Source organism: Amycolatopsis arida (genome assembly GCF_900115565.1).
Classification (GTDB): Bacteria; Actinomycetota; Actinomycetes; order Mycobacteriales; family Pseudonocardiaceae; genus Yuhushiella; species Yuhushiella arida.
Genome location: NZ_FOWW01000003.1, coordinates 119,883 through 143,989, shown reverse-complemented (window position 1 = coordinate 143,989; position 24,107 = coordinate 119,883). Strand labels below are relative to the sequence as shown.

20 protein-coding genes and 2 tRNA genes are annotated in these 24,107 nt (G+C 74.9%); 11 read left to right on the top strand and 11 right to left on the bottom strand.

Annotation, left to right across the window (positions count from 1 at the left end; translation table 11 throughout):
- Positions 1 to 14: 14 nt before the first annotated feature.
- Positions 15 to 998 (bottom strand): prephenate dehydrogenase, encoded by a 984-nt coding sequence (locus BM051_RS10055; protein WP_092529822.1) that lies wholly within the window; start codon positions 996 to 998, stop codon positions 15 to 17.
- A 118-nt stretch (positions 999 to 1,116) separates the two neighbouring features.
- On the bottom strand, positions 1,117 to 2,361 hold the full coding sequence (locus BM051_RS10050; RefSeq protein WP_092529821.1) for a M20 metallopeptidase family protein: 1,245 nt from the start codon (positions 2,359 to 2,361) through the stop codon (positions 1,117 to 1,119).
- Positions 2,362 to 2,438: 77 nt separating this feature from the next.
- Here BM051_RS10050 and BM051_RS10045 point away from each other — a divergent pair, with 77 nt between their 5' ends.
- The 6 genes from BM051_RS10045 to BM051_RS10020 all read left to right on the top strand — a co-directional run bounded on the left by BM051_RS10045 (position 2,439) and on the right by BM051_RS10020 (position 6,723).
- Positions 2,439 to 2,921 (top strand): tRNA adenosine deaminase-associated protein, encoded by a 483-nt coding sequence (locus BM051_RS10045; RefSeq protein WP_092529820.1) that lies wholly within the window; start codon positions 2,439 to 2,441, stop codon positions 2,919 to 2,921.
- Positions 2,922 to 2,925: 4 nt separating this feature from the next.
- Complete coding sequence (locus BM051_RS10040; RefSeq protein WP_092529819.1) at positions 2,926 to 3,396, top strand: nucleoside deaminase; 471 nt, start codon at positions 2,926 to 2,928, stop codon at positions 3,394 to 3,396.
- A 95-nt stretch (positions 3,397 to 3,491) separates the two neighbouring features.
- Positions 3,492 to 3,698 (top strand): CsbD family protein, encoded by a 207-nt coding sequence (locus BM051_RS10035; protein WP_092529818.1) that lies wholly within the window; start codon positions 3,492 to 3,494, stop codon positions 3,696 to 3,698.
- 666 nt (positions 3,699 to 4,364) lie between these two features.
- Positions 4,365 to 4,452 (top strand) — tRNA-Ser (locus tag BM051_RS10030).
- Positions 4,453 to 5,304: 852 nt separating this feature from the next.
- Positions 5,305 to 5,835 (top strand): hypothetical protein, encoded by a 531-nt coding sequence (locus BM051_RS10025; protein ID WP_092529817.1) that lies wholly within the window; start codon positions 5,305 to 5,307, stop codon positions 5,833 to 5,835.
- Between the two features lie 147 nt (positions 5,836 to 5,982).
- On the top strand, positions 5,983 to 6,723 hold the full coding sequence (locus BM051_RS10020) for a class I SAM-dependent methyltransferase (protein ID WP_092529816.1): 741 nt from the start codon (positions 5,983 to 5,985) through the stop codon (positions 6,721 to 6,723).
- A 153-nt stretch (positions 6,724 to 6,876) separates the two neighbouring features.
- On the opposite strand, the gene BM051_RS10015 is transcribed toward BM051_RS10020, so the two are convergent.
- Entirely contained in the window at positions 6,877 to 9,279 is a 2,403-nt protein-coding gene (locus BM051_RS10015) for a helix-turn-helix domain-containing protein (protein ID WP_092529815.1), read from the bottom strand.
- Positions 9,276 to 10,505 (bottom strand): Hsp70 family protein, encoded by a 1,230-nt coding sequence (locus tag BM051_RS10010; protein WP_092529814.1) that lies wholly within the window; start codon positions 10,503 to 10,505, stop codon positions 9,276 to 9,278. Before BM051_RS10010 ends, BM051_RS10015 begins: the two co-directional genes overlap by 4 nt.
- 289 nt (positions 10,506 to 10,794) lie before the next feature.
- Between BM051_RS10010 and BM051_RS10000 the strand changes: the two genes are divergently transcribed.
- From BM051_RS10000 to BM051_RS09985, 4 genes are all read left to right on the top strand, one after another.
- Entirely contained in the window at positions 10,795 to 12,207 is a 1,413-nt protein-coding gene (locus BM051_RS10000; protein WP_134046110.1) for an IniB N-terminal domain-containing protein, read from the top strand.
- Positions 12,208 to 12,299: 92 nt separating this feature from the next.
- Complete coding sequence (locus BM051_RS09995; protein ID WP_243859473.1) at positions 12,300 to 14,117, top strand: dynamin family protein; 1,818 nt, start codon at positions 12,300 to 12,302, stop codon at positions 14,115 to 14,117.
- Positions 14,114 to 15,307 carry a P-loop NTPase family protein gene (locus BM051_RS09990; RefSeq protein WP_092529810.1) on the top strand — a complete coding sequence of 398 codons (1,194 nt, stop codon included), beginning with the start codon at positions 14,114 to 14,116 and terminating at the stop codon, positions 15,305 to 15,307. Before BM051_RS09995 ends, BM051_RS09990 begins: the two co-directional genes overlap by 4 nt.
- 190 nt (positions 15,308 to 15,497) lie before the next feature.
- Positions 15,498 to 17,930, top strand: a complete 2,433-nt coding sequence (locus BM051_RS09985; RefSeq protein WP_092530344.1) for an endonuclease/exonuclease/phosphatase family protein — start codon at positions 15,498 to 15,500, stop codon at positions 17,928 to 17,930.
- A 407-nt stretch (positions 17,931 to 18,337) separates the two neighbouring features.
- On the opposite strand, the gene BM051_RS09980 is transcribed toward BM051_RS09985, so the two are convergent.
- The 7 genes from BM051_RS09980 to BM051_RS09950 form a co-directional block, all read right to left on the bottom strand.
- Entirely contained in the window at positions 18,338 to 18,706 is a 369-nt protein-coding gene (locus BM051_RS09980; RefSeq protein WP_092529809.1) for a type II toxin-antitoxin system PemK/MazF family toxin, read from the bottom strand.
- Positions 18,693 to 18,929, bottom strand: coding sequence for a ribbon-helix-helix domain-containing protein (locus tag BM051_RS09975; protein ID WP_092529808.1), 237 nt, complete (start codon positions 18,927 to 18,929; stop codon positions 18,693 to 18,695). The genes BM051_RS09980 and BM051_RS09975 overlap by 14 nt, the downstream gene beginning before the upstream one ends.
- A 42-nt stretch (positions 18,930 to 18,971) precedes the next feature.
- Positions 18,972 to 19,346 (bottom strand): hypothetical protein, encoded by a 375-nt coding sequence (locus BM051_RS09970; RefSeq protein WP_092529807.1) that lies wholly within the window; start codon positions 19,344 to 19,346, stop codon positions 18,972 to 18,974.
- Entirely contained in the window at positions 19,339 to 22,101 is a 2,763-nt protein-coding gene (locus tag BM051_RS09965) for an FtsK/SpoIIIE domain-containing protein (protein WP_092529806.1), read from the bottom strand. Before BM051_RS09965 ends, BM051_RS09970 begins: the two co-directional genes overlap by 8 nt.
- A gap of 21 nt (positions 22,102 to 22,122) precedes the next feature.
- A complete protein-coding gene (locus BM051_RS09960) occupies positions 22,123 to 22,368 on the bottom strand; it encodes a hypothetical protein (protein WP_092529805.1) in 246 nt (81 codons plus the stop codon).
- 3 nt (positions 22,369 to 22,371) lie between these two features.
- Positions 22,372 to 22,632 (bottom strand): hypothetical protein, encoded by a 261-nt coding sequence (locus BM051_RS09955; RefSeq protein ID WP_092529804.1) that lies wholly within the window; start codon positions 22,630 to 22,632, stop codon positions 22,372 to 22,374.
- A gap of 441 nt (positions 22,633 to 23,073) precedes the next feature.
- Positions 23,074 to 23,160: transfer RNA gene (locus tag BM051_RS09950), tRNA-Ser, on the bottom strand.
- 553 nt (positions 23,161 to 23,713) lie between these two features.
- Here BM051_RS09950 and BM051_RS09945 point away from each other — a divergent pair.
- On the top strand, positions 23,714 to 24,010 hold the full coding sequence (locus BM051_RS09945; RefSeq protein WP_092529803.1) for a hypothetical protein: 297 nt from the start codon (positions 23,714 to 23,716) through the stop codon (positions 24,008 to 24,010).
- Positions 24,011 to 24,107 lie beyond the last annotated feature (97 nt).

The window sequence follows — 24,107 nt, the reverse complement described above, 5'->3', positions numbered from 1 at the left end:
GATCCCCAGCGGCGTCATGCCTGGGCCACCTCGCCGACGGCCACGGTCCCGTCCAGCGCGACGAGCCGGCCGCCGCGCTCGCCGAGCGCGCGCAGGCCCTGCCGGGCGTCCGGCGCCGTCAGGTCCACCCGCACCCCCGCCCGGGTGGCCGCGCGCAGCTCCTCGAGGGCCCGCCGACCCTCGTGCCCCGCGTTGATCGTCGCGGCGAGGCCACCGGTCGACGCCAGCGACCCGCGGGCCGCGCCGAGCCGGCCGAGCGCCTCGTCCAGCACCGGCAGCAGCGCGTCCCGGTTGCCCTCCACCATCGCGCGCAGCAGCTCGGGCCGCGAGCCCGCCACCCGCGTCCCGTCGGTGAACGACCCCGCGACCAGCGCCGCCGCCACCGGCCCGCCCTGTGCCCCCACCCCGGCGAGCACCGCCGCGAACAGGTGCGGCAGGTGCGAGATCCGCGCCACCGCCTCGTCGTGCGCGTCCGCCGGCAGCGGCACCACGTGCGCCCCCACCGCGAGGGCCAGCGCGGCCACCTCGGCCCACGCCGCCAGGTCGGTGTCCTCCTCGACGCAGGTCACCCAGGCCGCGCCGGAGAACAACGCCGCGCTCCCGGCGGCCCACCCGGACCGCGCGGTGCCCGCCATCGGGTGCCCGCCGACGAACCGGGCCCGCGGCACCCGCCGGCGCACGGCGTCGCGAACCGGCCCCTTCACGCTGGTCACGTCCGTGAGCAGGCACTCCGGCGCGTACTCGGCGACGGCGCGCAGCACGTCGTCGACCGCGGTCAGCGGCACCGCCAGCACGACCATCGCGTCGGCGTCGGCCGCTCGCCGCAGCGCGCCGGTGACGTCGGTGCCCGCGTCGAAGCCGTCCGCGGCGGCCGCCTCGGCGTCCGGCGTGGACGCGGAGGCCGCCCACGCCGGGTGGCCCGCCGCGCTCGCCGCGCGGAGCAGGGAGCCGCCGATCAATCCGAGTCCGATCACGCACATCGCTCGCACGTCGGACATCCTGCCCTACCCGGCCGACAGAACCGGTCACACCGAGCCGCCGGCCGAGCACGGCCGGCACATCGCGCCCGTGCTCAGGGCGGGATCAACGCGGGATCAATGCTGGAGCAACGCGGGATCAACGCAGCGCGGCCAGCGCGAACGCCGCGTACAGCGCGACGCCGTGCGCCATCGCCGCCTCGTCGAAGAGCACCCGGTTCGAGTGGTTGGCCGCCGCCTCCGCCGGGTCGACGCCGGGCGGGCACGCGCCGAGGAACGCGAACGCCCCCGGTACTCGCTGCAACACGTAGGAGAAGTCCTCGGCGCCCATCACCGGGTCGACCATCGGCGCCGAGTGCTCCGCGCCGAGCACGTCCGCGGCCAGCGCCAGTACCTGGTCTGCGGTCGCGGCGTCGTTCACCGTCACCGGATAGCCCGGCTCGATCTCGACGGCGACCCGGCAGCCGTGCGCCGCGCCGACGTGCTCGCACACCTTCGGCAGCTCCTCCCGAACGAACGCCCTGGTGCTCTCCGACAGCGTCCGTACGGTCCCCTCGAGCTCGGCGGTCTCCGGGATGATGTTGCTGGTGGTGCCGGTGGAGATCCTGGTCACCGACAGCACCGTCGGCTCGAACACGCTGATCCGACGGGTGACCAGCGCCTGCAACGCCCCCACCAGCTCCGCCGCCGCGGGCACCGGGTCGATCGCGTCGTGCGGCGCCGAGCCGTGCCCGCCCTTGCCGGTGACCCACACGGTGAACCGGTCCGCCGACGCCATGATCGGGCCCCGCCGGGTCGCGACCAGCCCGCTCGGCGACTTGGCGTCGACGTGCAGCGCGAACGCTTGGCGCACCCGCTCACCGGCGGCGTCCAGCACGCCCTCGTGGAGCATGTGCCGCGCGCCGTGGTAGCCCTCCTCGCCCGGCTGGAACATGAACACCACCGACCCGGCGAGCTCGTCGGCGCGCTCGGCGAGCAGCCTCGCCGCGGAGGCGAGCATCGCGACGTGGAGGTCGTGCCCACACGCGTGCATCGTGCCGTCGACGGCGGAGGCGTACTCCAACCCGGTGTCCTCGGTGAGTGGCAGGGCGTCCATGTCGCCCCGGAGCAGCACCGCCGGCCCGGGCAGCGCGCCCCGCAGCACCGCGGTGACCGAGCCCACCGAGTGGCCGCGGCGGATCTCCACCGGCAGCTCGTCCAGCACGGTGAGCACGGCCGCCTGGGTGCGCGGCAGATCCAGGCCCTGCTCGGGATGCCGGTGGATGTCCCGGCGCAGCGCGACCGTCCTCGGCTGCAGTGCCCGCGCCTGGTCCAGCAGGTCGGCGAAGCGGATGTCGGAACGCGGCGGGGCTGGTCGCAGCGATGGCAGCTCGGTGGGTTCCATGGCTCGATGGTGACACCTTGGCGGCCCGAGAGGGGACTGCGCGTGCTTTCCACCGCCCGGCGGAATACGGTGTGCGCATGGCGGTGAAGGAGCCGATCGCGGGATTCGCAGTGGCCGTGGTCCGGGAGGACGGCCGGTGGCGGTGCAACCCGCTGGACCCGGCCGCGCTCGCCGAGCTGGACGCGGCGATCACCGAGCTACGCAAGATCCGATCGACGGGAGCGGTGTTCGGCCTGCTCGCGGTGGACGACGAGTTCTTCGTGGTCGTCCGGCCGAGCCCGCGCGGGGTGTCGCTCCTGCTGTCCGACGCGGCGGCGGCGCTCGACTACGACATCGCCGCGGACGTGCTCGACCTGCTTCGGGTGGACCCGCCCGACGAGGACGACGACACCGTGTGGCCGGAGGGCGACCTGGAGATCCTCGCCGACCTCGGCCTGCCGGCGGGGGAGCTCGAGGTGATCGTCGGCGAGGTGGACCTCTACCCGGACGAGCAGCTGCAGATGATCGCCCAGCGCTGCGGCTTCGCCGACGAGTTCACGGCGCTGCTGGACGAGCTGTAGCCGCATGGTCAGCGACGAGGCTGCCGTGCGGGCCGCCATCGCCGCCGCCCGGGCCGCGCGGGGCACGGCCGACGTGCCGATCGGCGCCGTGGTGTTCGCCCCGGACGGGGCGCCGCTGGCCAGCGCGCACAACGCCCGCGAGGAGCTCGCCGACCCCACGGCGCACGCGGAGGTTCTCGCGCTCCGGGCGGCCGCTCGGGCGTACGGCGACGGGTGGCGGCTGGAGGGCTGCACCCTGGCGGTGACCGTGGAGCCGTGCACCATGTGCGCCGGCGCGCTGGTGCTCGCGCGGGTGGCGAAGGTGGTGTTCGGGGTGTGGGAGCCGCGGACCGGGGCGGTGGGGTCGCTGTGGGACGTCGTGCGGGACCGCAGGCTGAACCACCGGCCGGAGGTGCGCGGCGGGATGCTCGCCGACGAGTGTGCCGCGCTGCTGGCGGAGTTCTTCGGTTCGCATCGGGCTAATCCCGAGGGGTGATCGACGCTCGCCGCCCGTGACGGTTCCGCCGTCCCGGGGTATCCCACCTGGTGTCCGGTCATTCCAGCCGGGCGCGACAAGGAGGGACCACCACGATGAGTGCGTTCGACAAGGCGAAGGACAAGGCCGAGCAGGCGACCGGCGCGGCGAAGGAGAAGCTCGGCAAGGCCGCCGACAACGAGGACCTGCGCGACTCCGGCAAGGCCGACCAGACCAGGGGCGAGGCCAAGGAGACCGGCCACGACCTGCGCGACAAGGCCACCGGCGCGGTGCAGGACCTGAAGGACAAGTTCAACAAGTAGCAACCCGGCCCGGTCCGGCGAGCGCCGGGTGGGCTCGGCGTGCGCCCGGCCTTGCTCGGGCTGATCGCGTCCTGACGGCGGGGTTGGCTCGGGTGGGCCTCGCCATCGTGCGGCCCTCGCCGGCGCGCGGGCGTCAGCGGCGCCTCCCGGGTCGGCGTGTCGACGCCGTGTGCCTCCCGGCCTTGCTCGGGGTCGTGACGGCGGGCTGGCTCGGGCGGGCCTCGCGGGTGTCGGCGGTGCGTCCCGGCCGCGGCGCGTGCTTCCCGGTCCTGCTCGGGGTTGGCCGTGTTGTGACGGCGGGGTTGGCTCAGGCGGGCTTTGCCGCGCCATGTGCTCTCGCGGCATTGCTCGGAGATGATCGGGTCGTGTCGGTGGGTTGGCTCGGGCGGGTCTTGCCGGTGTGCGGGTGTCGGCGGTGCGTCCCGGCCGCGGCGCGTGCTTCCCGGTCTTGCTCGGGTTGGTCGGGTCGTGTCGGTGGGTTGGCTCGGGCGGGTCCTGCCGGCGTGCGAGCGTCGGCGGTGTGGTCGAGGCCGTGCCTCGCGGCTTGGCCCCGGGATCGGCCGCGATGGTGGCGCGCTGGATCGGGCGGGCGGCGTCGGCGGTGGGAGCGCCAGGGACGGACCCGGCCTTCGAGGGGCGGGAACCGGGTCCGGTATGGTGTTCGGCGGTAGCGTGTCCGAGCGGCCGAAGGAGCGCGCCTCGAAAGCGCGTGAGGGGCAACCCCCCTCCGTGGGTTCAAATCCCACCGCTACCGCCGTGATCAGGGCGGGCGTCGGACTTCCGGCGCCCGCCCTGACTGTTTCCACCGGTCGTGCCGACGTGAACCGTCGCTCCCACGGCTGCTTCCACATGGAGGCGGCCGAGCGCGGTGCTCGACCGCCCGGTGGACGGCTCCCCGAGCCGGCCGCCTCTCGCGGATGCTCCGCGGGCTGGCGCGTGCCGGCTCAGCCGGCGTTCCACCATGCCCGGCCGGCGCCCGCGGGGTTCCCTGCCCGACACCATGGCCGCGGGGTTCCGCGGCCTGCCGGCATCGAGTTGTCCACATCACCCATCGGTGATCCACAGATTTCGCGAGCGCCCGTTGCCGACCCCCAGGACCGATAGAATGGACCCGGGGATGGCCCCCAGGGTGCGGCGGGTAGTAGGTAGGTGGGTCGGAGGGCTCGCGTTCGTTCTCGTTGAGCCCATTTCGTTCTCGTTCGATCGTCGCCGTTGAGCCCGTTCGTTCTCGTCGGCCCGATGTTCGGCTCGGGGGCCGCCATCCTGGCTCGTGGGCCGTTGTTCGGCTCGTGGGGCCGGCTGTCCTGCCTGGTTGGCCCGATGTTCGGCTCGTGGGGCCGACGCCCTGGCTTAGTGAGCCGGCTGCCCTGGCTCGTCGGGCCGCTGTCCTCGGCGGGTCTGCTCCGGTCGACGGGGTGTTCGCGTTGGGCCCGATGGTCCGGGTCAAACGGTGTACGAGTCCGTGCCCGGGTCGACCGTGTCGAGCCTTGCGCGAGCGCCGGCAGCGGTGCCCGGCAGCGGTGCCCGGCGGTGAGGCCGATAACCAGTCCGGCACCGGCCCGGCACCGGCCCCGACACTGTCGGACCCGCGTGTCACGGTGTGCTCGTGACGACTCTCGCGCAGCTTCGCAGGACCGCGCTGTCCCTTCCCGGGACCGCCGAGCACGCCATCGGTTCCGGCATGGTGGCGTTCATCGTCGGCGGCACACGGTTCGCCTCGACGGGCGAGAACGACACCGTGCGGCTTCACCTCCCCGCGGAGGAGGCGGACGAGATGCTGGCGGCGCACCCGACCGCCGAGCGGCTGACCCCCGCCGGCGTTCGCGTCCCGCTCGGGGACGTCGACGGCCAGCAGCTCAACCACTGGGTACGCCGAGCCTGGCTCGCGCACGCCCCCGACCGGCTCGCGGCGCGGGCGGCAGCCGCGGAGACCGTGGTCCCCGGTGAGGTCGGTGACCTGCCCAGGGCCATCGGACGACCGGCCACGCAGGCGCTAGCCGGCGCCGGCATCACCACCCTCGCCCAGGTCGCCGACCTGACCGAGGCCGAGCTGCTGGCGCTGCACGGCGTCGGTCCCAAGGCGGTCCGCGTCCTCCGCGAGGCACTCGGCGCGACCGGGCACCAGCTCGAGCGCTGACTCACCGGCGGGACTGGTCGTGTCGCATCGCGAGGTCCGGAGCCGAGCACGGCGAGCCCAGTCGGGGCGGCCGAAGCTCACATGCCGAACAGCGCGCGCCGGAGCTCCGTACGGCAGCGATCACATCGACCGTGGGAGCGTGGGCCGATGGATCAGCTCTATGACCGAATCGGGACTTCCTACGCCCGCGGTCGCCGCACCGATCCCCGCTGGATGTCGGTGATCACCGAATCCCTCGGAGACGCCGAGTCACTGGTGAACGTCGGCGCCGGCACCGGATCCTACGAACCGGCCGACCGGGACGTGATCGCCGTCGAGCCATCCGCCGCGATGATCCGGCAGCGACCGGAGGGCTCGCCGCCCGTGGTGCGTGCGGTGGCCGAGCGGTTGCCGGTGCGCAGCGGAGTGGTGGACGCCGCCCTCGCCGTGCTCACCGTGCACCACTGGGCCGACTGGCGTCGCGGGCTCGCTGAGCTGCGCCGCGTCGCCCCGCTGCGGGTCGTGCTGGCCTACGACGTTCGACGGCACCTCGACTACTGGTTCGTGCGGGAGTACGTACCGGAGATCGCCGACCTGGAACGGCGCCGGCCGTCCGCTCCGGAGATCGCCGCCGAGCTCGGCGCCGAGCGGATGATCCCGCTGCCCCTGCCCTGGGACTTCACCGATGGCGTGTTCCCCGCCCACTGGCGCCGGCCGGAGGCCTACCTCGATCCGGAGGTCCGGCGGAACTGTTCCGCCCTCGCGCGGTGCGACCCCGCCGCCGCCGAGCGCGGGTTGCGGCGCCTACGGGCGGACCTGGCCGGCGGGCGGTGGCGGCGCCGGCACCAGGACCTGCTCGACCAGCGGGAGTACGACGCCGGCTTCCGGCTCGTCGTGTCCCGTGACTGACCCGCGCTCACGCCTCCTCCTCGCTGGCGCTCGTCGGCGGACGTTCGCCGGGCTGCTGTGTTGCATGGCGTGCTCGCAGGCTCGCCCGCGGTCTCCTCCTCGCTGGCGCTGGTCGGCGGACGTTCGCCGGGCTGCTGCTGTCGAAGGATTCGCTCACTTGCCGAGCAGGGCGCGGAGCTGGGCCAGCAACTCCGCGCGGTTGCGGGCGCCCAGCCGCTGACGCATGCGGGCCATGTGGTGCTCCACGGTCTTCGCCGAGATGAACAGGCGGTCGCCGACCTGCTTGTAGGTCATCCCGGCCACCACCAGCTCCGCCACCTGCAGCTCCCGCTCGCTCAACCGCCCCCCACCCGGCGCGGCCGGCTCCACCCGCGGTGCCGCGCCCTCCCCCTGCAACCCCCGCGCCGTGTCCAGCAGTGCCACCATCGCCGCCCGGTCGCGGGTCCGGATCGCCGCCTGCCCGGCCAACCGCGCCCCGTCCCAGCACAGCCCCGCGTCGTGCAGGCCGCGCGCGGCCGCCTCCACCTCGTCGCGCTCGACCTTCCCGCCCATCACCCGCACCCAGCACCGCGCCGCCGCCGCCAGCGTCGCCCGGTAGGAGCCCCCACCGACCCCCAGCGCCTCGGCAGCCTCCGCCGCCTCCTCCGGTCGCTCCGCCACGATCGCCGAGTGCAGCGCGCTCCACCACACCGGTGTCGTCCACAGTGGAGGTTCGTCCAGTGCGGTGAGCAGCTCGCGCACCCGGCGCAGGTGCGGCACCAACCGGTCGTGGTCGCCGAGCCGCGCGGCCGCCACCGCGAGCTCCCCGAACGGCAACAGCGTGAACAGGTCCACCGGGTGCCGGATCACCGCCTCGCACGCCTGCCCCCAGATCCGTCGCAACCCCCCGACGTCGCTCGCCCGCCGCGCCAGGCCGACCCGCAGCCCCACCGCGAACAGCCAGTCCCGCGGCGCCGTCGGCTGCCCCGCCGCCCGCAGCCGAGCGGTGGCCGTCTCGAGGTCGCCGCGCACCATCGCCGCCCACGCCAGCAGCAACCGGTGCCGGGCCGCCAGCAATGCGCCACCCACCCCGGCCGCGAGCGCCCGCTCCACCAGCGACTCCGCGATCGCCAGCTGACCGTCGTGGATCGCGACCACCGCGCCCAGCGCGGCCGGGCTGTCCGGCAGCAGCACACCCCGCCCCACCGGCTCCAGCATCTCCGCGGAGCTGGCCAAAGTGGATAGTGCGAGGGTGGGTGACCCGGTCACCGAGTCGAGCAGGCCCCGCGCCGCCGCCGACATCGCACCGGACAGCAGCGTCGGCGGCGCGTCGCCGGGCGCCGCGTCGAGCACCGCACCGGCCTCGGCCGGCCGCCCGGTGCCGAGCAACCCGATCGCGGCGAACGCCGGCGCGCTGCCCGCCCAACGGAACAGCTCCGCGCTGCGAGCCAGCTGCCCGCGGTGTGCCAGCGCGACCCCGGCCACCCGTGCGCCCGCCGACCGCTCGGGTGCCTCCGGGGCGGCGATCACCTCGTCGGCCAGGCGCAACGCGGTGTCCAGGTCGCCGGCTCGCGCGGCCAGCTCCGCCCGCCACGCTCCGACCTCCGCCGCCGGCAGGCCGGCGGCCACCGCCGCGTCGAGCAGCCGCGCCGCCAGCGCCGGGTCACCAGCGGCGGCCTCCTCGGCCCCGGCCCGGAACGTCGCCGCCACCTCCGGTCCGCCCAACCCGACGTCGAGCAGCGGGCGGACCAGCGGCAGCACCCGGCCGCCCCGCCGCAGCCGCAGCTCCGCCAGCCGACGGCACACGGCGTGCCGCCGACTGGCCGGCACCAGCGCCCGCAGCGCCCGGCTCCCGATCGGCAGCAGCGTCCCGTCCTGGGTCAGCAGCCCGGTCGCCCGCGCCGCCTCGACCGCTCGTTCCGGCGGTGTCTCCAGCAGCCCGGCCAGCAGGTCGACGTCCCGCCCCGCGCCCACGTCGGCGGCCAGCAGCACCCGCAGCGTGTCGGTGTCCGCGCGGTCCAGCTCGTGCCGCAGCTCGGCCAGCGCCGCGGCCGGCACCTCGCGCTCGGTCCGCCCGGTCAACGCTCCGGCCAGGATCCGGACGAGCCCCGGCACGCCACCGGTCTGCGCGTGCACGAACTCGGCCAGCCGCGCCGGCACCAACTCGGCGATCTGCCCGGCGTCCAGCGGGCGCAGCACCACCTGCCCGCGCAGTCCGCCGAGCATCGCGTTCAACGCCGCGGACCGCGGCCACGTCCTGGCCGCGATCACCAGCCCGGTCCGCTCGTCGGCGGCCAGCTCGGCGAGCCCGGCCAGCTCCCGCTCGCCCAGGTCGTGCGCGTCGTCCACCAGCACCACCGCCGCCGGCTCGGCACCCTGCCGGAACCGGGCCACCGGCGTGCCGACCCGGACGCACTCCCGCTCCAGGTGCGCCAGGAACGCCGACTTGCCGTACCCGCCCGGCGCGACGACCGCCAGCCGGGCCGGCGCGAGCCGCCCGGTGGCGACGGCCGCGGCCAGCCGCCGGGTCGGCTCGTCGAGGACGAGGTCGGTCGGGGTCGCGGTGGGCTGCTTCACTCGCCGTCCTTCGTGGTCGTGGCCCTGCGCGGGCGGCCGAGCCGGGTCCGCGGCGGCTCCAGCGGGGTGATCTCCACCGGTGGGCGTCGCGGCGGTGGCCCGAGGTCGTCGTCGGGCAGGGCCGGCAGGTCCGGACTCGACGCCACCAGCGCGGTCGAGCTGCCCCGCGGCTCCGGCGGGTGGGGCGGGTCGACCGGGTGCGGCTGAGCCGCCAGCGCCGCGCCCCGGCACAACGCCGTTCCCGGGTCGGCGTCCACCGCGACCCGGCACGGCAACGCCTCCTGCACCAGGTCGGTGACCAACGGCACCCGCGCGCTGCCGCCGGCGAGCACCGCCACCGCGAGCCGCTCGGCGGGCACCGCGTCGGCCACCCCGCGCAGCAGCGCGACCGTACCCGCCACCGCCGGGCGGATCAACCGCTCGAACTCCGCCCGGCTCACGTGCACTCCGCCGGCCGCCGCGAACGGAGCCGGGATGGTCACGTCGGTCACCGACGACAGCCGCTCCTTCGCCGCCGTGCACTCCGCCCGAAGCCGGGCCAGCGCCGCGACGTCCTCGGCCACCGCGGGCTCGTCCAGCCGCCCCAGCACGTGCCGCAGCAGCAGGTCGTCGAAGTGCGCGCCGGCGGCGGGCTCGGCCGCCTCGGTGTGCGCGACCAGCTCGAACCCGGACGGTGTGCGGCGCAGCACGGTGGCCTCGACGTGCTCGCCGCCCAACCGGCACACGGCGATCGCCGCGCCGACATCCGGCTCGTGCCCCTGCGCGGCGGCGACCGGGCTCGGCAGCAGCAGCGCGCCGGGCAGCCCGGCCTCGTGCAACGCGTCGTGCAGCAGCGCCCGGCGGTGCGCGCCCCACCCCGGCGGGTGGGTCACCGCGACCTGGACCGCCTCGCCGTCCTCGGCCTCGGCCACCCGGTCGGCCACCCAGCCGGCCAGGGCCGCGGTGAGCACCTCCGCCCGGTACCGGGCGTCGCCCAACACGAACGGCACGTCGTCGCCGATCCGGCGGAGGAAACCGGTGGCGACGCGCTCCGGCTCGGCGAGCCCGAGCCGGCGGGCGCTCCCCCCGGCCAGCACGCCCTCCGGGGAGACGTGCAGCACCGACTCGACCCAGCGCCCGCCGTCGAGCGAGGCCGGTTGCGGCTCGTCCCAGGAGCCCTCGGCGTGCCGGGAGACCGCCGCCGCCGTGCGGGTGGCGCCGACGTCGACGCCCAGGACGTAGCGCATGCAGCGGTCCCCTCGGTTGCTCGACCGAACTCGACCCCCGCGGGGGCGCTCCCTTTCGTACCAAAGGGCTACCCCGAATGGCAGTCCCCGAGTAGGTGCCCTCGGCACCCCCTAACCCCCTAACGAGCGGAGGGCCGTCCCCTAGCCGGCGGGCTGGTGGGGACTCGGGCCGATCCCCGATGTGGCGGCCTCGCGGGAGTCCATAACCTCACTGCCATCGCCCGGCGGTGCCCCCCGCCGGGCGTGGTCACTTTCACGACTTCCCGACCAAGGAGATGCTCCGTTGTCGATGTCACACCACGCGGGTGAGTGCGAGCACGAGCCGCAGACGCTGCACGAGTTCGTCCTCGCCCTGCTGACCGAGCCGGCCGCCCGCTCCGCGTTCGCCGATGACCCGGTCGCCGCGCTCGACGCCGCCGGCCTGAGCGACGTCACCGCGCAGGACGTGCAGGAAGTGGTGCCGCTCGTCCTCGACCACGTGCAGTTGCCCGCCACCGACGTCCCGAGCGTGCCCGCGGCCGACGTCCCGAGCGTGCCCGCCGCCGACGCCCCGCGCGCCGACCTGGCCGACCTGCCGGCCGCCCCCTCGCTCGGCGACACCGAGGCCGCCATCCACCAGCTCCACGCCATCGCGCAGGCCGGTGCGGACAGGGTCGGCCTCGAGCAGTTCCAGTTCGCCGTCACCGGGGACGGCGGCGCGGACGGCTTCTCGATGGCCGGTGGCTACGACAGCGAGCGGCTCGACACCGCGGGCTCCGTCACCGCGGGGGCGGACGGCGCGAGCGGCGCGCTGGCCGCCGACCTCCCGCGCCACGGGATGCTGACCGGCTCCGTGGACGGGGGCGGCGACGGTGTCGCCGGTGCGGGCGGGGTGCTGTCCGACGTCGGCTCGGTCGCCGGTGCCGCCGACGTCGACACGAGCGGTGGGACCGTCGGCGGTGCCGTCGAGTTCCAGCGGATCGACCAGTCCATGGCCGTCTCGGCGGGCACGAACGGCGTGACCATCGACGACGGTTCCGGCTCCGGCCTCGGCCAGTTCGCCTTCGCCGGCTCCGGCGACCAGGACAGCTTCTCCGGTGAGGGCTCCTACCGGGGCGACCACGCTTCCGGTGAGGGTTCCGTGTCCGGTGACCACGACGGCGCCTCGGGTGGGGCGACGTTCGAAGGTGCCGCGCCCTCGGCCGGGCTCGTCGACCACGCCGACCTGCTCGACCTCGACGCGCTGGACCGGGGTGGCGAGGGCGCCGGCGGCGCGCTCGCCACGTACATGGCGTCCGACGGCCAGGCCTTCTCCGGCGCCCTGCCGGCGGACCTGCCCACCCCCGGCGTGCCGGAAGGGCTTCCGGAGACCGCGGGGCACGGTGACCTGTCCTCCGGCCTGGGGCAGCCGATCCAGCTGAAGGACGTCGGGATGCCGGAGACCGGGCTCGGGCTGCCGGTGGACCTGCCGAAGGACCTGCCGGAGCAGGTGTCCGGCGTTCTGTCGGCGGACCAGCTGCCCGCTGAGCTGCCGGCCCTTCCGGAGCTGCCGGTGGTCAACCCGCTGCCGGAGCCGACCGATTTGCGCGCGGACCTGGAGAACGGCATCTCGAGCAGCCCGCTCGGCGACGCGGTGTCGCAGAGCCCGCTCGGCGGCCTGGAGAACCTCGGGAAGGACCTGTCCGTCCCGCAGTCGGCCGACGACCTGGACCTGGGGCACTGAGCGCCGGACCCAGCTGACGAAGGCGGGGCCCGCCGAGCAAGGCGGGCCCCGCCTTTTGCCGACCGTCGGGGACGCGGCACACTCGCGGGGTGATGACCGCGCCTTGGCTGGAGGTACTGGACGACACCATCCGGGCCTGTGTCGCACATCGGCGCCAGGACCTGGTGGAGTGGCTGCACGGTCGCCGCACCCAGCTGCTGGACCGGAAGGTGCGGGTGCTCGTGGTCGGCGCGGCCGGACAGGGCAAGAGCCAGCTCGTCAACGCCCTGGTCAACGCGCCGGTCTGCGCCGTGGGCGACGACCACACCACCACTGTCCCCGCGGTCGTCCAGCACGCCGAGACTCCCAGCGCCACCCTGGTCGCCGACGACGGTCTCACCGCCGGTCCCCGCGCGCTCGAGAGGCCCGTCCCCGCCCGCACCCCCGTCGCCGTCGAGGCCGCCACCGCCAGGGCCAACCGCTCGCCCGACACGCTCGCCCGGATCGAGATCGGGCTGCCCCGGGAGCTGCTGGCCGGCGGGCTCGCGCTGATCGACACCCCGCCGGTCACCGACCCGGCCGCGCTGTCCGTGCCCACCGCTCTGCCCCAGGCCGACGCCGCGCTCGTGGTCTCCGACGCCACCGGCGAGCTGTCCCCCACCGAGCTCGACCTGCTCGGCAAGGTCGTCCGGCTGTGCCCCATGGTGCTGGTGGTGCTGACCAAGATCGACCTGACGCCGGACTGGCGCCGGGTGGCCGAACGCAACCGGACCCGGCTGGCCAACGGCGGCCTGCCGGCCACCGTGCTCCCGGTGTCGGCCGCGCTCCGGCTGGCCGCCGCCCGCGCCGGTGACCGCGCGCTCAACGAGGAGTCCGGGTTCGGCGAGCTGGTCCGCTGCCTGCACCGCGACCTGCTCGGCCGGGTCGACGTCCTGGCCGGCCAGTCGGCCGGCGTCGCCAGCGGGCTGGCCGTCGACCAGTTGCTGGCGCCGCTGCGCGAGGCGTACACCGCGACCCGGCAGGCGGACACCGGCGAGCTCACCGAGCGGTGGCGGGAGGCGGGGCGTGCGCTGGAACGACTCCAGCGCGCGTCGGCCCGGTGGCAGACGTTGCTCGCCGACGAGGTCGCCGACCTGCAGTCGGACGTGGAGTACGACCTGCGGGACCGGACCCGGCAGATCCTGCGCGAGGTCGACGAGTACTTCGAGGTGGCCGACCCCGCCAAGGTGTGGCCGGAGTTCGAGCGGTGGCTGCGGGACAACCTCACCGCCGTCGCCGAGACCAACTCACGATGGCTGCTCGACCGCTTCGACTGGATCGCCCGCAAGATCGGCCGGCACGTCGCACCACGCGAGCCGGACGTGCTGCCCGCCGCGGTGGCCAGGGACGCCCCACCGGGGCAGCTCGGCGAATTGCGGATGCCGAGCATCGAGCGGTTCGGCATCGGGCAGAAGCTGTTCGTCGGCATGCGCGGCTCCTACAGCGGGCTGCTGATGTTCGGCCTGGCCACCACGCTCGCCGGGATGTCGCTGATCAACCCGATCTCGTTGGGCGCCGGCGCCGCGTTCGGCGCGAAGAGCGTGTTCGAGGAGCGCGGCAACCGGCTCAAGCGCCGGCAGGCCGCCGCGCGGACCGCGGCGCACCGCTACGTCGACGACTTCTACCTCGGCTACGGCAAGCACAGCAAGGACACCGCCCGGCTGATCCACCGAGCGCTGCGGGACCGGTTCAGCGAGATCGCCGAGGAGCGGCGGGCCGAGATCACCGAGTCGGCCAAGGCCATCAAGGAGATCATCGACGCCGACGCCGTGCAGCGGGGCGCCCGCGCCCAGGAGCTCAAGCGCGGCATCGACGAGCTGGCCCTGCTGCGTCGGAGGGCGCACGCGCTGCGCGGTGGTGGCGGCGCGGCGCCGCGCGAGCTGACCGCATGACCCTGGACGTCCAGGTTCGGGGCCTGCTCGACCGGGCGCTCGAGCTGTACCGGGACAGCGCGCGCGCCACCGTGTGGCTGCGCCGGCATCGCGCGCGGCTGGACGAGCCGGTGCGGCTGGCGGTGGCCGGGCCGCGGGCGGCGGGCAAGACGACGTTGGTGCGGGCGATCGGGACGGACCGGGCCGTCATGGTCGACACGCCGCCGTTGGACGCGGCCGAACCGGACACGGTCGAGCGGACCTGCATGGACGCCGACGCCGTGCTGTACCTGGTGCCCCGGCCGGCGCAGGTCGACCCGCGGCTGCTGCGCGCGATGCAGGACCACGCGATCGCGCGAGCGGCCCCGGTGAACGCGCTGGCCGTGCTCTCCCGCGCCGACGAGCTCGGCGGCGGCCGGGTGGACGCGCTGATCTCGGCGCGGCAGGTCGCCCGGCGACACCGGAGGGCGACCGAGCTGGGTGGGCTGTGCCAGGACGTGCTGCCGGTGGCCGGGCTGCTCGCCGACGCCGGGCGCACGCTGCGGGAGGACGAGGTCGGCGCGTTCGCCGTGCTGGCCCGCGTGCCCAGGGCGGAGCTGGACCCGCACCTGCTGTCGGCCGACCGGTTCGCCGGGCCCGCGGTACCCGGTGGGTTGCCCGCGGAGGTGCGAGCCGGGCTGATCGGCCGGTTCGGTCTCTTCGGGGTGCGGCTGGCGGTGACGTTGGTGCGTCAGGGCACGGGCGGTGCCGAGGCGCTCGCCGCCGAGCTGGTCCGGCGCAGCGGGTTGGCGGAGCTGGTGGCCGGGATCGACCGGTGGTTCGTCGCGCCCCGGCCGGTGCTCAAGGCCCGTTCGGCGCTCATCGCGCTGGAGATCGTGCTGCGCAACGAGCCGAGCCCGGCCGCGGTGTCCCTGGCAGCGGAGCTGGAGCGGGTGGTGGCCGGCGCGCACGAGTTCCGTGAGCTGCGGGAGCTGGCCCGGCTGCGGGCGGGCCGGGCTGGGTTGCCGGACGAGCCCCGGGCCGAGGCGCTGCGGCTGCTCGGCGACGAGGGCACCGCCGGGACCGACCGGCTCGGCGGCGCCGGCGACCCGGCGACGGTGCTCGACGCGGTGCGGCGGTGGCGGGCGTGGGCACAGAGCCCCCTGCTCGACGCCGGCGGGCGCCGGGTGGCCATCACGGTGATCCGCAGCTGCGAGGCCATGCTCGGTTGACTCCGCACATCCGACCGCCCAGGTGAAGCCATGAAGGTGGCCTTCATGGCGTTGGTCGGCAGGGCTGGTAGCGGACCGTTGTACGGAGTGTCTTCCCTCGTTCACTCGTCTGGGTAAGGATGCCCGGGATGTTCCCGTACCGAGAGGACACCGGGTGAACCTGCCCTACCGCGGCGCCGCCGCCACCACCATGGCACTGGCACTGGCACTGGCGCTGGCCCTGACCGTCGCACCCCCGGCCGGTGCCGCCCCCAGCGACGACGCCCTGATCGCCGAGGTCTACGGGGGTGGTGGCAACTCCGGCGCCACGCTCACCACCGACTTCGTCGAGCTGGCCACCGCCGGGGCCGAGCCGGTGGACCTCGCCGGCTGGAGCGTGCAGTACCTGCCGGCCAGCCCGAGCGCGAGCAGCCGCTGGCAGGCCACGCCGCTCACCGGCAGCGTGTGGCCAGGCTCCCGCTATCTGGTGGCGCAGGGGCGTGGCGCCGGCGGCACCGTCGACCTGCCCGCCGCGGACGCCACCGGCGGCATCGCCATGGGCGCGACCGCCGGCACGGTGGCCCTCGTCCGCGACACCGCGCCGCTCACCTGCCGCACGGCGGCCGACTGCGCCGCGGACGAGCGCGTCGTCGACCTGGTCGGCTACGGCAACGCCGTGGTGAGGGAGGGCACCCCGGCGCCGGCGGCCAGCAACACCACCTCGGTGGCCCGCGGGCAGCTCACCGACACCGACTCCAACGTCGCCGACTTCACCGCCGGCGCGCCCACCCCCACCAACGCCGCTGGGGAGGCCCCTGGCGAGGGCCCGGAGCCGGTCGCCGCGCGGGTCCACGACATCCAGGGCACCACCCGGGTCTCACCGCTGAACGGGCAGCGGGTGGCCGGGGTGACCGGCGTGGTCACCGCGGTGCGCTCGTTCGGCTCGGCACGCGGGTTCTGGCTGCAGGACCCGGAGCCCGACGCCGACCCGCGCACCAGCGAGGGCCTCTTCGTCTTCACCGGCTCCACCACGCCACCGCTCACTCCCGGCGACGCGGTCAGCGTGAGCGGCACGGTCGGCGAGTACTACCCGGACAACCCGGCCCACTCCGCGTACCAGTCGCTGACCCAGCTGGCGAGTCCGGAGTGGACGGTGACGGGCCGGGGCCGCCCGGTGCCGGAGCCGCTCGGCCTGACGCCGGACGCCGTGCCCGGCGAGTACGCGCCGCAACCGGACGGGAACATCGAGCCGCTGCCGCTGGAGCCGGACCGGTACGCGCTCGACTTCTGGGAGGCGCACGAGAGCGAGCTGGTCGGCGTGCGCGACGCCCGGGTCGTCGGGCCGACCACGGAGTACCACGAGCTGTACGTGACCACCAAGCCCGACGAGTGGGCCTCGGCCCGCGGTGGCACCGTCTACACCGGTTACGACCGGCCGAACACCGGCGTGCTCAAGGTGGAGTCGCTGATCCCGTTCGGGCAGCGGCCGTTCCCGAAGGCCAACACCGGTGACACGCTGGCCGGGGCGACGTCCGGCCCGGTGGAGTACGACCGGTTCGGCGGCTACACGCTGTTCGCCAGCGTGCTCGGCGAGGTGCGGGACAACGGGCTGACCCGCGAGGTCACCCGTCGGCAGCGCGGCGGCGAGTTGGCGGTGGCCACGTACAACGTGGAGAACCTGTCGGCGGTGAACGAGCAGGCCAAGTTCGACGAGCTGGCCCGCGGGATCGTGCACCACCTCGCCGCGCCGGACATCGTGACCCTGGAGGAGATCCAGGACGACAACGGGCCGGAAGGGCACGGCGACGGGGTGGTGTCGACCGAGCGGACGTTGGCGCGGTTCGTCGACGCGATCGTGGCGGCCGGCGGGCCGCGGTACGAGTGGCGGCAGATCGACCCGGTGGACCTCGCCGACGGCGGGCAGCCCGGCGGGAACATCCGGGTGGCGTTCCTGTTCGACCCGAAGCGGGTGTCCTTCGTGGACCGACCCGGTGGCGACGCGACCACCCCGGTGCGGGTGGAGCGCTCGCGCGGCAAGGCGCGGCTGTCGATCTCGCCCGGCCGGGTGGACCCGACCGACCCGGCGTGGGAGGACAGCCGCAAGCCGCTGGCCGGGGAGTTCGTCTTCCGCGGGCGGACGGTGTTCGTGGTGGCCAACCACTTCGCGTCGAAGGGCGGTGACCAGCCGCTGCACGGCCGGTTCCAGCCGCCCACGCGGGGGTCGGAGACGCAGCGGATCGCGCAGGCGCGGGTGCTGCGGGCGTTCGTCGACGAGCTGCTGGCCGCCGACCGCGGCGCGAACGTGGTGGTGGCCGGGGACATCAACGACTACGCCTTCTCGCCGACCGTGCGCACCCTCACCGAGGGCGGCGCGCTGACCGCGCTGATCGACACGTTGCCCGAGACGGAGCGGTACAGCTACGTCTTCGAGGGACGCTCGCAGGTGCTGGACCACGTGCTGATCTCCCGCGCACCGCGGGGTGTCGACTACGACGTGGTACACCTCAACGCGGAGTTCGCCGAGCAGGCCAGCGACCACGACCCCCAGGTGGTGCGCTTCCGCCCGGCGTCCGGCAACCCGGCACTGGACGCGGCGTACGACCTACTCGACCTGCTGGAGCGCCTCTTCGGCTCGTGGCGCTGAGCTTTCTGGCTCGGGAACGGTAACCCTTGTTTGTCCTTTGTGGACAGAAATCAAGGTTCACCTGTTCGTGTCGAACCTCTGTTCGAGGTTGACCAATGCTGAGGCGAGGCCGAGGCCGGCATGACCCAGGGCAAGGCCGGCCAACGCGGGGGACACGGTCGGAGAACCGACGCGGGATGGCGAAGGACGACTCCGACGCACACGGCGCGCCTCGACCAAGGAGCCGAAACCAGGCGGGGGTCGTGCCTCCGGTCGACCCACCTGGCGTCGGTCCCACCGGCCGCGGCCACGCCGAGTGAGGCGCCAGGGCCAGCGCGCCGGGATGGTGCCGCGCACCGGCCGCGTTCCTCACGGCGACCGTGCACCCGCGCCGGCTCGCCCGTGTGGAGTTGGCGGGGGTGGCGGGGTCAGAGGGCCAGGTGGAGGCGGAGGGCGCGGTCGAGTTGGGCCAGCAGGTCCGGGGAAACCCCGCCGGCTCGCTGGCGCAGCCGGTCGACCGCCACCGAGCGGACCTGTTCGGCCTGCGCCTTCGAGTCGGCGGGCAGGCCGGTGGCGGCGGCCGGTAGCAGCACCTGGAACGGGTAGACCCGCGCGGTGTTGGTGGTCACCGGCACCACGGTGACCACGCCGTGGCCCCGGCGTTGGGCGGCCCCGTTGGCCGCGTCGTTGCTGACCAGGACCGCCGGGCGGGTCTTGTTCGACTCCGCGCCCCGCACGGGCTCGAGGTCGACCCAGTACACGTCGCCCCGGCAGAGCTGGCGATCACCTGCCGGCATCGGCCAACCCGTCGGCCGCGGTGCCCTCCCAGGCCCCGGCGGTGTCGTCGGCGTCGTCGGCCCACTCGTCCCACGCGGCGGCGTAGGCATTCTCCAGCGTCGCGTTGCGCAGCAGGGTGATCGCCTGGTGGATCACCGCCGACCGGGAGGCGCTGGCGTGCCGCCGGGCGAACTCGTCGACGAACTCCACGTCGTCCTCGGGTAGGCTCACACTCAGCTTCATACTCACGATGCTACCACCGTTACTACCTCGAGGTAGCACGACTTAACGGGCCCGCCAGCCGAGGTGCAGGATCGCCTGGTTCAGCTCGTGGTAGGCGGGGCGCACGTCCTCGGCGTAGCGGTCCACCCACTCGCCCCGCGCGGAGGGCACCGGCTCGGGTGGCTCACCCGCGGTCAGCCAGGACACCCGGTCCACGTTGTCCGCCGCCATCCGCCACCAGCGGTGCGCCCGCTCGGCCATGGCTTCCTCGCGCTCCGCCGCCCTGGCCACCTCCGCCCTGGCCGCGGCGATCGCGACGGCCAGCTCCTCGGCCCTGGCCAGCTCCCACGACCGCAGGTCGTCGGCCGCCTTCCTGGCCAGGCCGATGGTCTCCTTGTACCGCATCGCGGCCGTGACCTCACCGTGCTGGTCAGTCATCGTCGGGCTCCGGTCGGTGGTAGGGAATGATCACCTCGGGCGAGCTGTGCGTGCTGCGGTCGAAGAACAACGCCCGCCCCGGCCGCGGCGACCAGTGCACCACCTGCCCGGCGCAGAACGGGCTCAGGTCGTTGCCCTGCACGTCGAGCGCGGCCCACGCGCCGATGTCGTCGGTGCCGGCGAACCCCAGCGTGTCCTTCAACCGCGCGACGCCCCGCCACCAGCCCAGCACGTGCAGCCCGTTCGTCGGCCCCTGCTTGAGCAACGTGCGCAGGTGGTCGAGGCCGCTCTGCTGGCCGGGCGCCTTCCGCTCCAGCGCGGGCAGCACGGCGTCCACCCCCCACAGCATCAGCATCCTTCGCCTGCCCGCGGTGGGCAGCTCCTCGGCGAGGACGCCGACCCGGTCCGGCAGGTCGGCACCGGACACCACCTCGGCCTTGTGCCCCTCGGCGGCCAGCCAGTCGGCCAGCTCCGTGACCGCCGGCACGCAGGTGTCCACCAGGCAGCTCAGCACGAAGTCGACCCGACCCGGCGGGAACTGCCGGGCCAGCGACCGCGCCGCGGAGTCCAGGATGGACAGCGCCTCCCTCGGCGCGGTGCCGATCACCGCGACGTGCCGCCCCGGCGCGCCGGACAGCTCCACCCCGCGGGCGATGTCGGCCACGTCGATGGACTGGCCGAGCAGCGCCTTCGGCCGGGCCACCGGCGTCAGCTCGCGGAACGCCGGCGACTCGGTGAGCACCGGCGCGTGCGCGCCGTCGAACAGCCGCGGCTGACCGTGCGACGAGGCGTAGCGCTCCCACAGCCGCCGCTGCAACCCGGCGAACACGCCCTTGGCGCTGGCGTCCGGGATGTGCGCGAGCTGGTTGCCGTGCGCGATCCCCGACTCGTGGTTGATCACCGCGTGCCAGCGCGGCGCGGCGACCGCGGCCTGGTTGGTGTCGGCCAGCACCCGGCGCGCCTTCGGCATCGCGATCCGCAGCGTGCACTGCTCGAACACCGCGGGCTTGCCCCAGAACGCCTCGATTCCGGCGACGTCCTGGCTGGCCAGGATCAGGTGGATGCCCTGGGAGCGGCCGCGCCGGGCGATGTCCTCCAGCAGCGACGTCGCCAGCGCCGTCACCGCGTCCCTGCCGGCGAACAGGTACTGGAACTCGTCGATCACCGCGACGATCCGCGGCCAGTGCCCCTCGGGGTCCTGTTCCCGCAGCTCGGCCAGGTGCGTCACCTCGTGCTCCTTGGCCGCCGCCGAGCGCCGCCGCAGCTCGTCGGCGAGGAACCGCAGCAGCGCCAGCCCGAACTCGCGGTCGGTGTTGACGTTCACCCCGACCAGTCGGGCGTGCGGGAGCCAGCTCTCGTCCTTCCGGCCCGGCGCGAGGCCGGCGAAGGACACGCCCTCCTTGAAGTCCAGCACGTACAGCGCGAGCTCGTCCGGCGAGTACCGGGCGGCGAGGCTGCCGAGCAGCGCGTAGAGGAAGTTCGTCTTGCCCGAGCCGCTCGGCCCGCCGATCAGGGCGTGCGGCGTGGCGTCGCCGATCACCAACTCCACCGGCTCGCCCTCGGAGAAGCCGACCGGGGCGCGCAGCTCGCGGGCGGAGTGCTCCCGGCCGAGCTCGGTGGGCAGCAGGTCGTCGAAAGAGCGGGGACCGCCCTGCTTGGCGACCAGCGCCTCGGCGATGCGGGCGGCGGCGGTGCCGACCTGGCCCGGCGGCAGCGGCGGGTCCAGCCGGACCACGATGTCGGTGCCGGTCATGCTGCTGACCGCCCGCCGCTCGTCGACCAGGCTGATCGTCTCCACCGCGCCGCCGAGCGTGGTGGGCACGTCGACCAGGATCAGCGAGATCCCGGCGGCCAGCGCGCCGCTGGCGATGCGCTTGAGCTCGCGCAGCTGCTCGGGCAGCAGCGACTCGCCGTTGCCGTAGAGCACGGCGATCCGCCACGGCTCGACCCGCTTGCCGGTGGCCCTGCGCATGGCCCGCAGCGAGGGGTAGCCGGCCTGCAGGATGTGCGCGTGGATCCGCCGGATGTGCCCGGCGAGCTCATCGAGCAGGTCGACGAGGCGGGTCGGGTCGTGCACGGTGAGCGCGCTGGTGCGGCTGAGCGCGTAGAAGTTGGGCAGCACCGTGGTGAGCTGGCCGATGTCCCACAGGTGCACCTTCACCGCACCCGGCTCGAAGGTGCTGAGCACCCGCAGCAGCAGGCTCTCCACCAGCGCGTCGATGGCGGGCCGGGTCCTCGGTGCCGAGGTGATCGACAGGTGGGACTCGTCGAGCAGCGGCACCGCGACGTCGAAGGTCAGCTCGACGCCGGGGGTGCGGCCCGCGCTGGCGCCGTCGACGCTGGCCTCGCCGATGCGCCACAGCTCCGGCGCGGTGACGCCGCGGGAGGTGCCGACCCGGCCGAGCCACTCGCTCGGCGGGCGGCCGGCCGGGCCAGGGGCGCCGGCCGCGACCAGCTCGCGCAGCCGGTTCGGCCCGTCGGCCCACTCGGCGTAGAACTGTCGGCGGACGGTGTCGAGCCAGGACAGCACGCCGGCCATCGCCGGGTCGGCCGCGCGCTCGGCGACCCGCGGGTCCTCGCCGGCGCGGTCGATCCCGGCCCGCACGACGAGCTGCTCGAGCTCGAGCTTGGCGAGTTCGAGCTCGGCGGCGAGGCGGGCGTTGCGGGCCGCGCCGAGCGCGAGCCCGATCTGGTGGCGCAGCTGGTCGAGGGCCGCGACCACCCGCGCGCGCTGCTCATTGGCCTTCCGGCGCATGCGCCACCTCTCACCGCGCGCCTACAGGCGTGCCTCGTAGCGGTTCAGCAGGTCGTCGGCGCCGGCCAGCTTGCCGGTGTTGACGTCGAGCTGGTCGAACGCCTGCGCGAGCTGCGGGGGCAGCCACGGTTGGGCCTGTGCCTGCACCTCCACGATGGCACGGCGGGACTCCTCGAGCAGCCCGCGCGCACGGCTGGCGTGCGCGCGGGCGTCGTCGAGGCCGCCGCGCACCGTGGCGAGTAGCTGGTGCAGCTGTTCCAGCGACACGGGCTACAGCCGTGCCGAGTAGGAGTCGGCCGACGAGATGCACGCCTGGATGGTGCTCTGCGTGCCGTTGATGCCCTGCAAGGCCTCGGCCAGCAGGCCGTGGGCCTGGGTCACCTCCTGCTGGGTGCTGCCCGACGTGGCCGCGGCCAGCGTCTGCTGGGCCTCTTCGAGGGCCTGTGCGGCCTGCTGCAGGGCGGCGATGCTGGCGGAAGCCTTCTCGTTCGCGAGGGCGATCCCCGCGCGGATCTCTTCCACTCCGGGCATGGGGTGTGCTCCTTGGGAGGTGCGACGGTACGTAACAAACTTAGCGTGACCGGACGACTCCGGACAGACGCAGGTCGGGTGCACGACCCTGCGGTGTGCGGGCGGCACCCGCGCGGCGAGCGGCTCATCCGAGGTGGGCCGAATGCCCGCCGCGGGCGGCCGGGGAGCGTTCCGGTGACCGGCGAGCGACGCGTCGACCCGCGGGTCGCGCGGGCGGGCGGCACTCGAGGAGGAATGGTGGATGACGGGTTGGGACCCGTACGGGCCGTGACACCCAACACGGACGCCATCGTAGGGGTGGCTCGGTGACCAAGATCATCGGGTGGGTCGTTGCCGAAGGACGCGCGATCGCGTGCCGTGGACCGGACGCCGCGGCGCCCGAGATGACGGAACGCCGGGCGCTGATCGTCACCGCGCCCGGCGTTCTGCCTGGTAGGAGAGCGGAGGATACGGGATTCGAACCCGTGAGGGCTGTTACACCCAACACGATTTCCAATCGTGCGCCTTAGGCCGCTCGGCCAATCCTCCGCCGAGCAGGGTACCGGACGCGGCGGTGACCCCGTCCCACGGGGCGGCCCGGCGGGGAGGGTCGGGGCCCGTGAGCTCGCCCGGCGCTCGGTGGCGCACGGTTGGCCGAGGAACGGCGGGCCCGCCCCACGCCCCTTGTGCTCGTCGCGCAATCCGGTTTGAGCTGCCCGAGACGCCACGGCTGGGTCCTCCGTGGAGGCGCGCGACCTGGCGGCGACGCGCCGTGCCGGAACAGCGGCGCCGTCATCCCGACCGACCAGCCACCCGGAGAGGAGCGCATCGTGGCGCAGCGCGACCCGTCCCGCCGCCAGGTCCTGCGCCCCGGCTCCGCGCTGGCGCTGACCGGGCTCGCCGACATGGTGCCGGCCGTCGCCGAGGCCCGGACCACGACCGGCGGCGACACGCGGACACCCGCCTTCTCCGGCCGTTCACCGTTCGGCATGGACCGGTGGGAGTACCTGCCCTTCCCGGTCGGACCGGGCGCGCGTCGGAGCTCGGTGGCCGCCTGGTTCGAGGAGCTGGCCACGCCCGCCCTGTCCCAGGTGCTCGACCTGTGCCTGTTCGACCAGGCGGGCTGGGGGCGCGGGGTGACGCCGGCTTCCACGGCTGGTCCAGGGGCGCCCGGCGGAGCTGGTGGGAGTCGGGCACGATCGGCGCGGAGCTGCCGGTGGGCGGCGACGAACGGGTCACCGGGACGGTCCGGATCACCGGCGCCCCGACGCCACCGGAGTGGCCACAATGGACCGACGGGGCACCGGCGCGGGGCTGCCTGTTCCTCCGGGTGGAGGTGCGCCGGAAGCCGTCCGGGCGGATGGTCGCGCTGAGCGGCCCGGTGATGGTTGGTCCGTGACCGACCCTGCGCGCGCTCACTCAGTCGGGGCGGGGGGGGGCCGAGGGCGGGGCCGCCGACGAGGTGATCGACCGAGAGCGGCTGCTCACCGGCACCG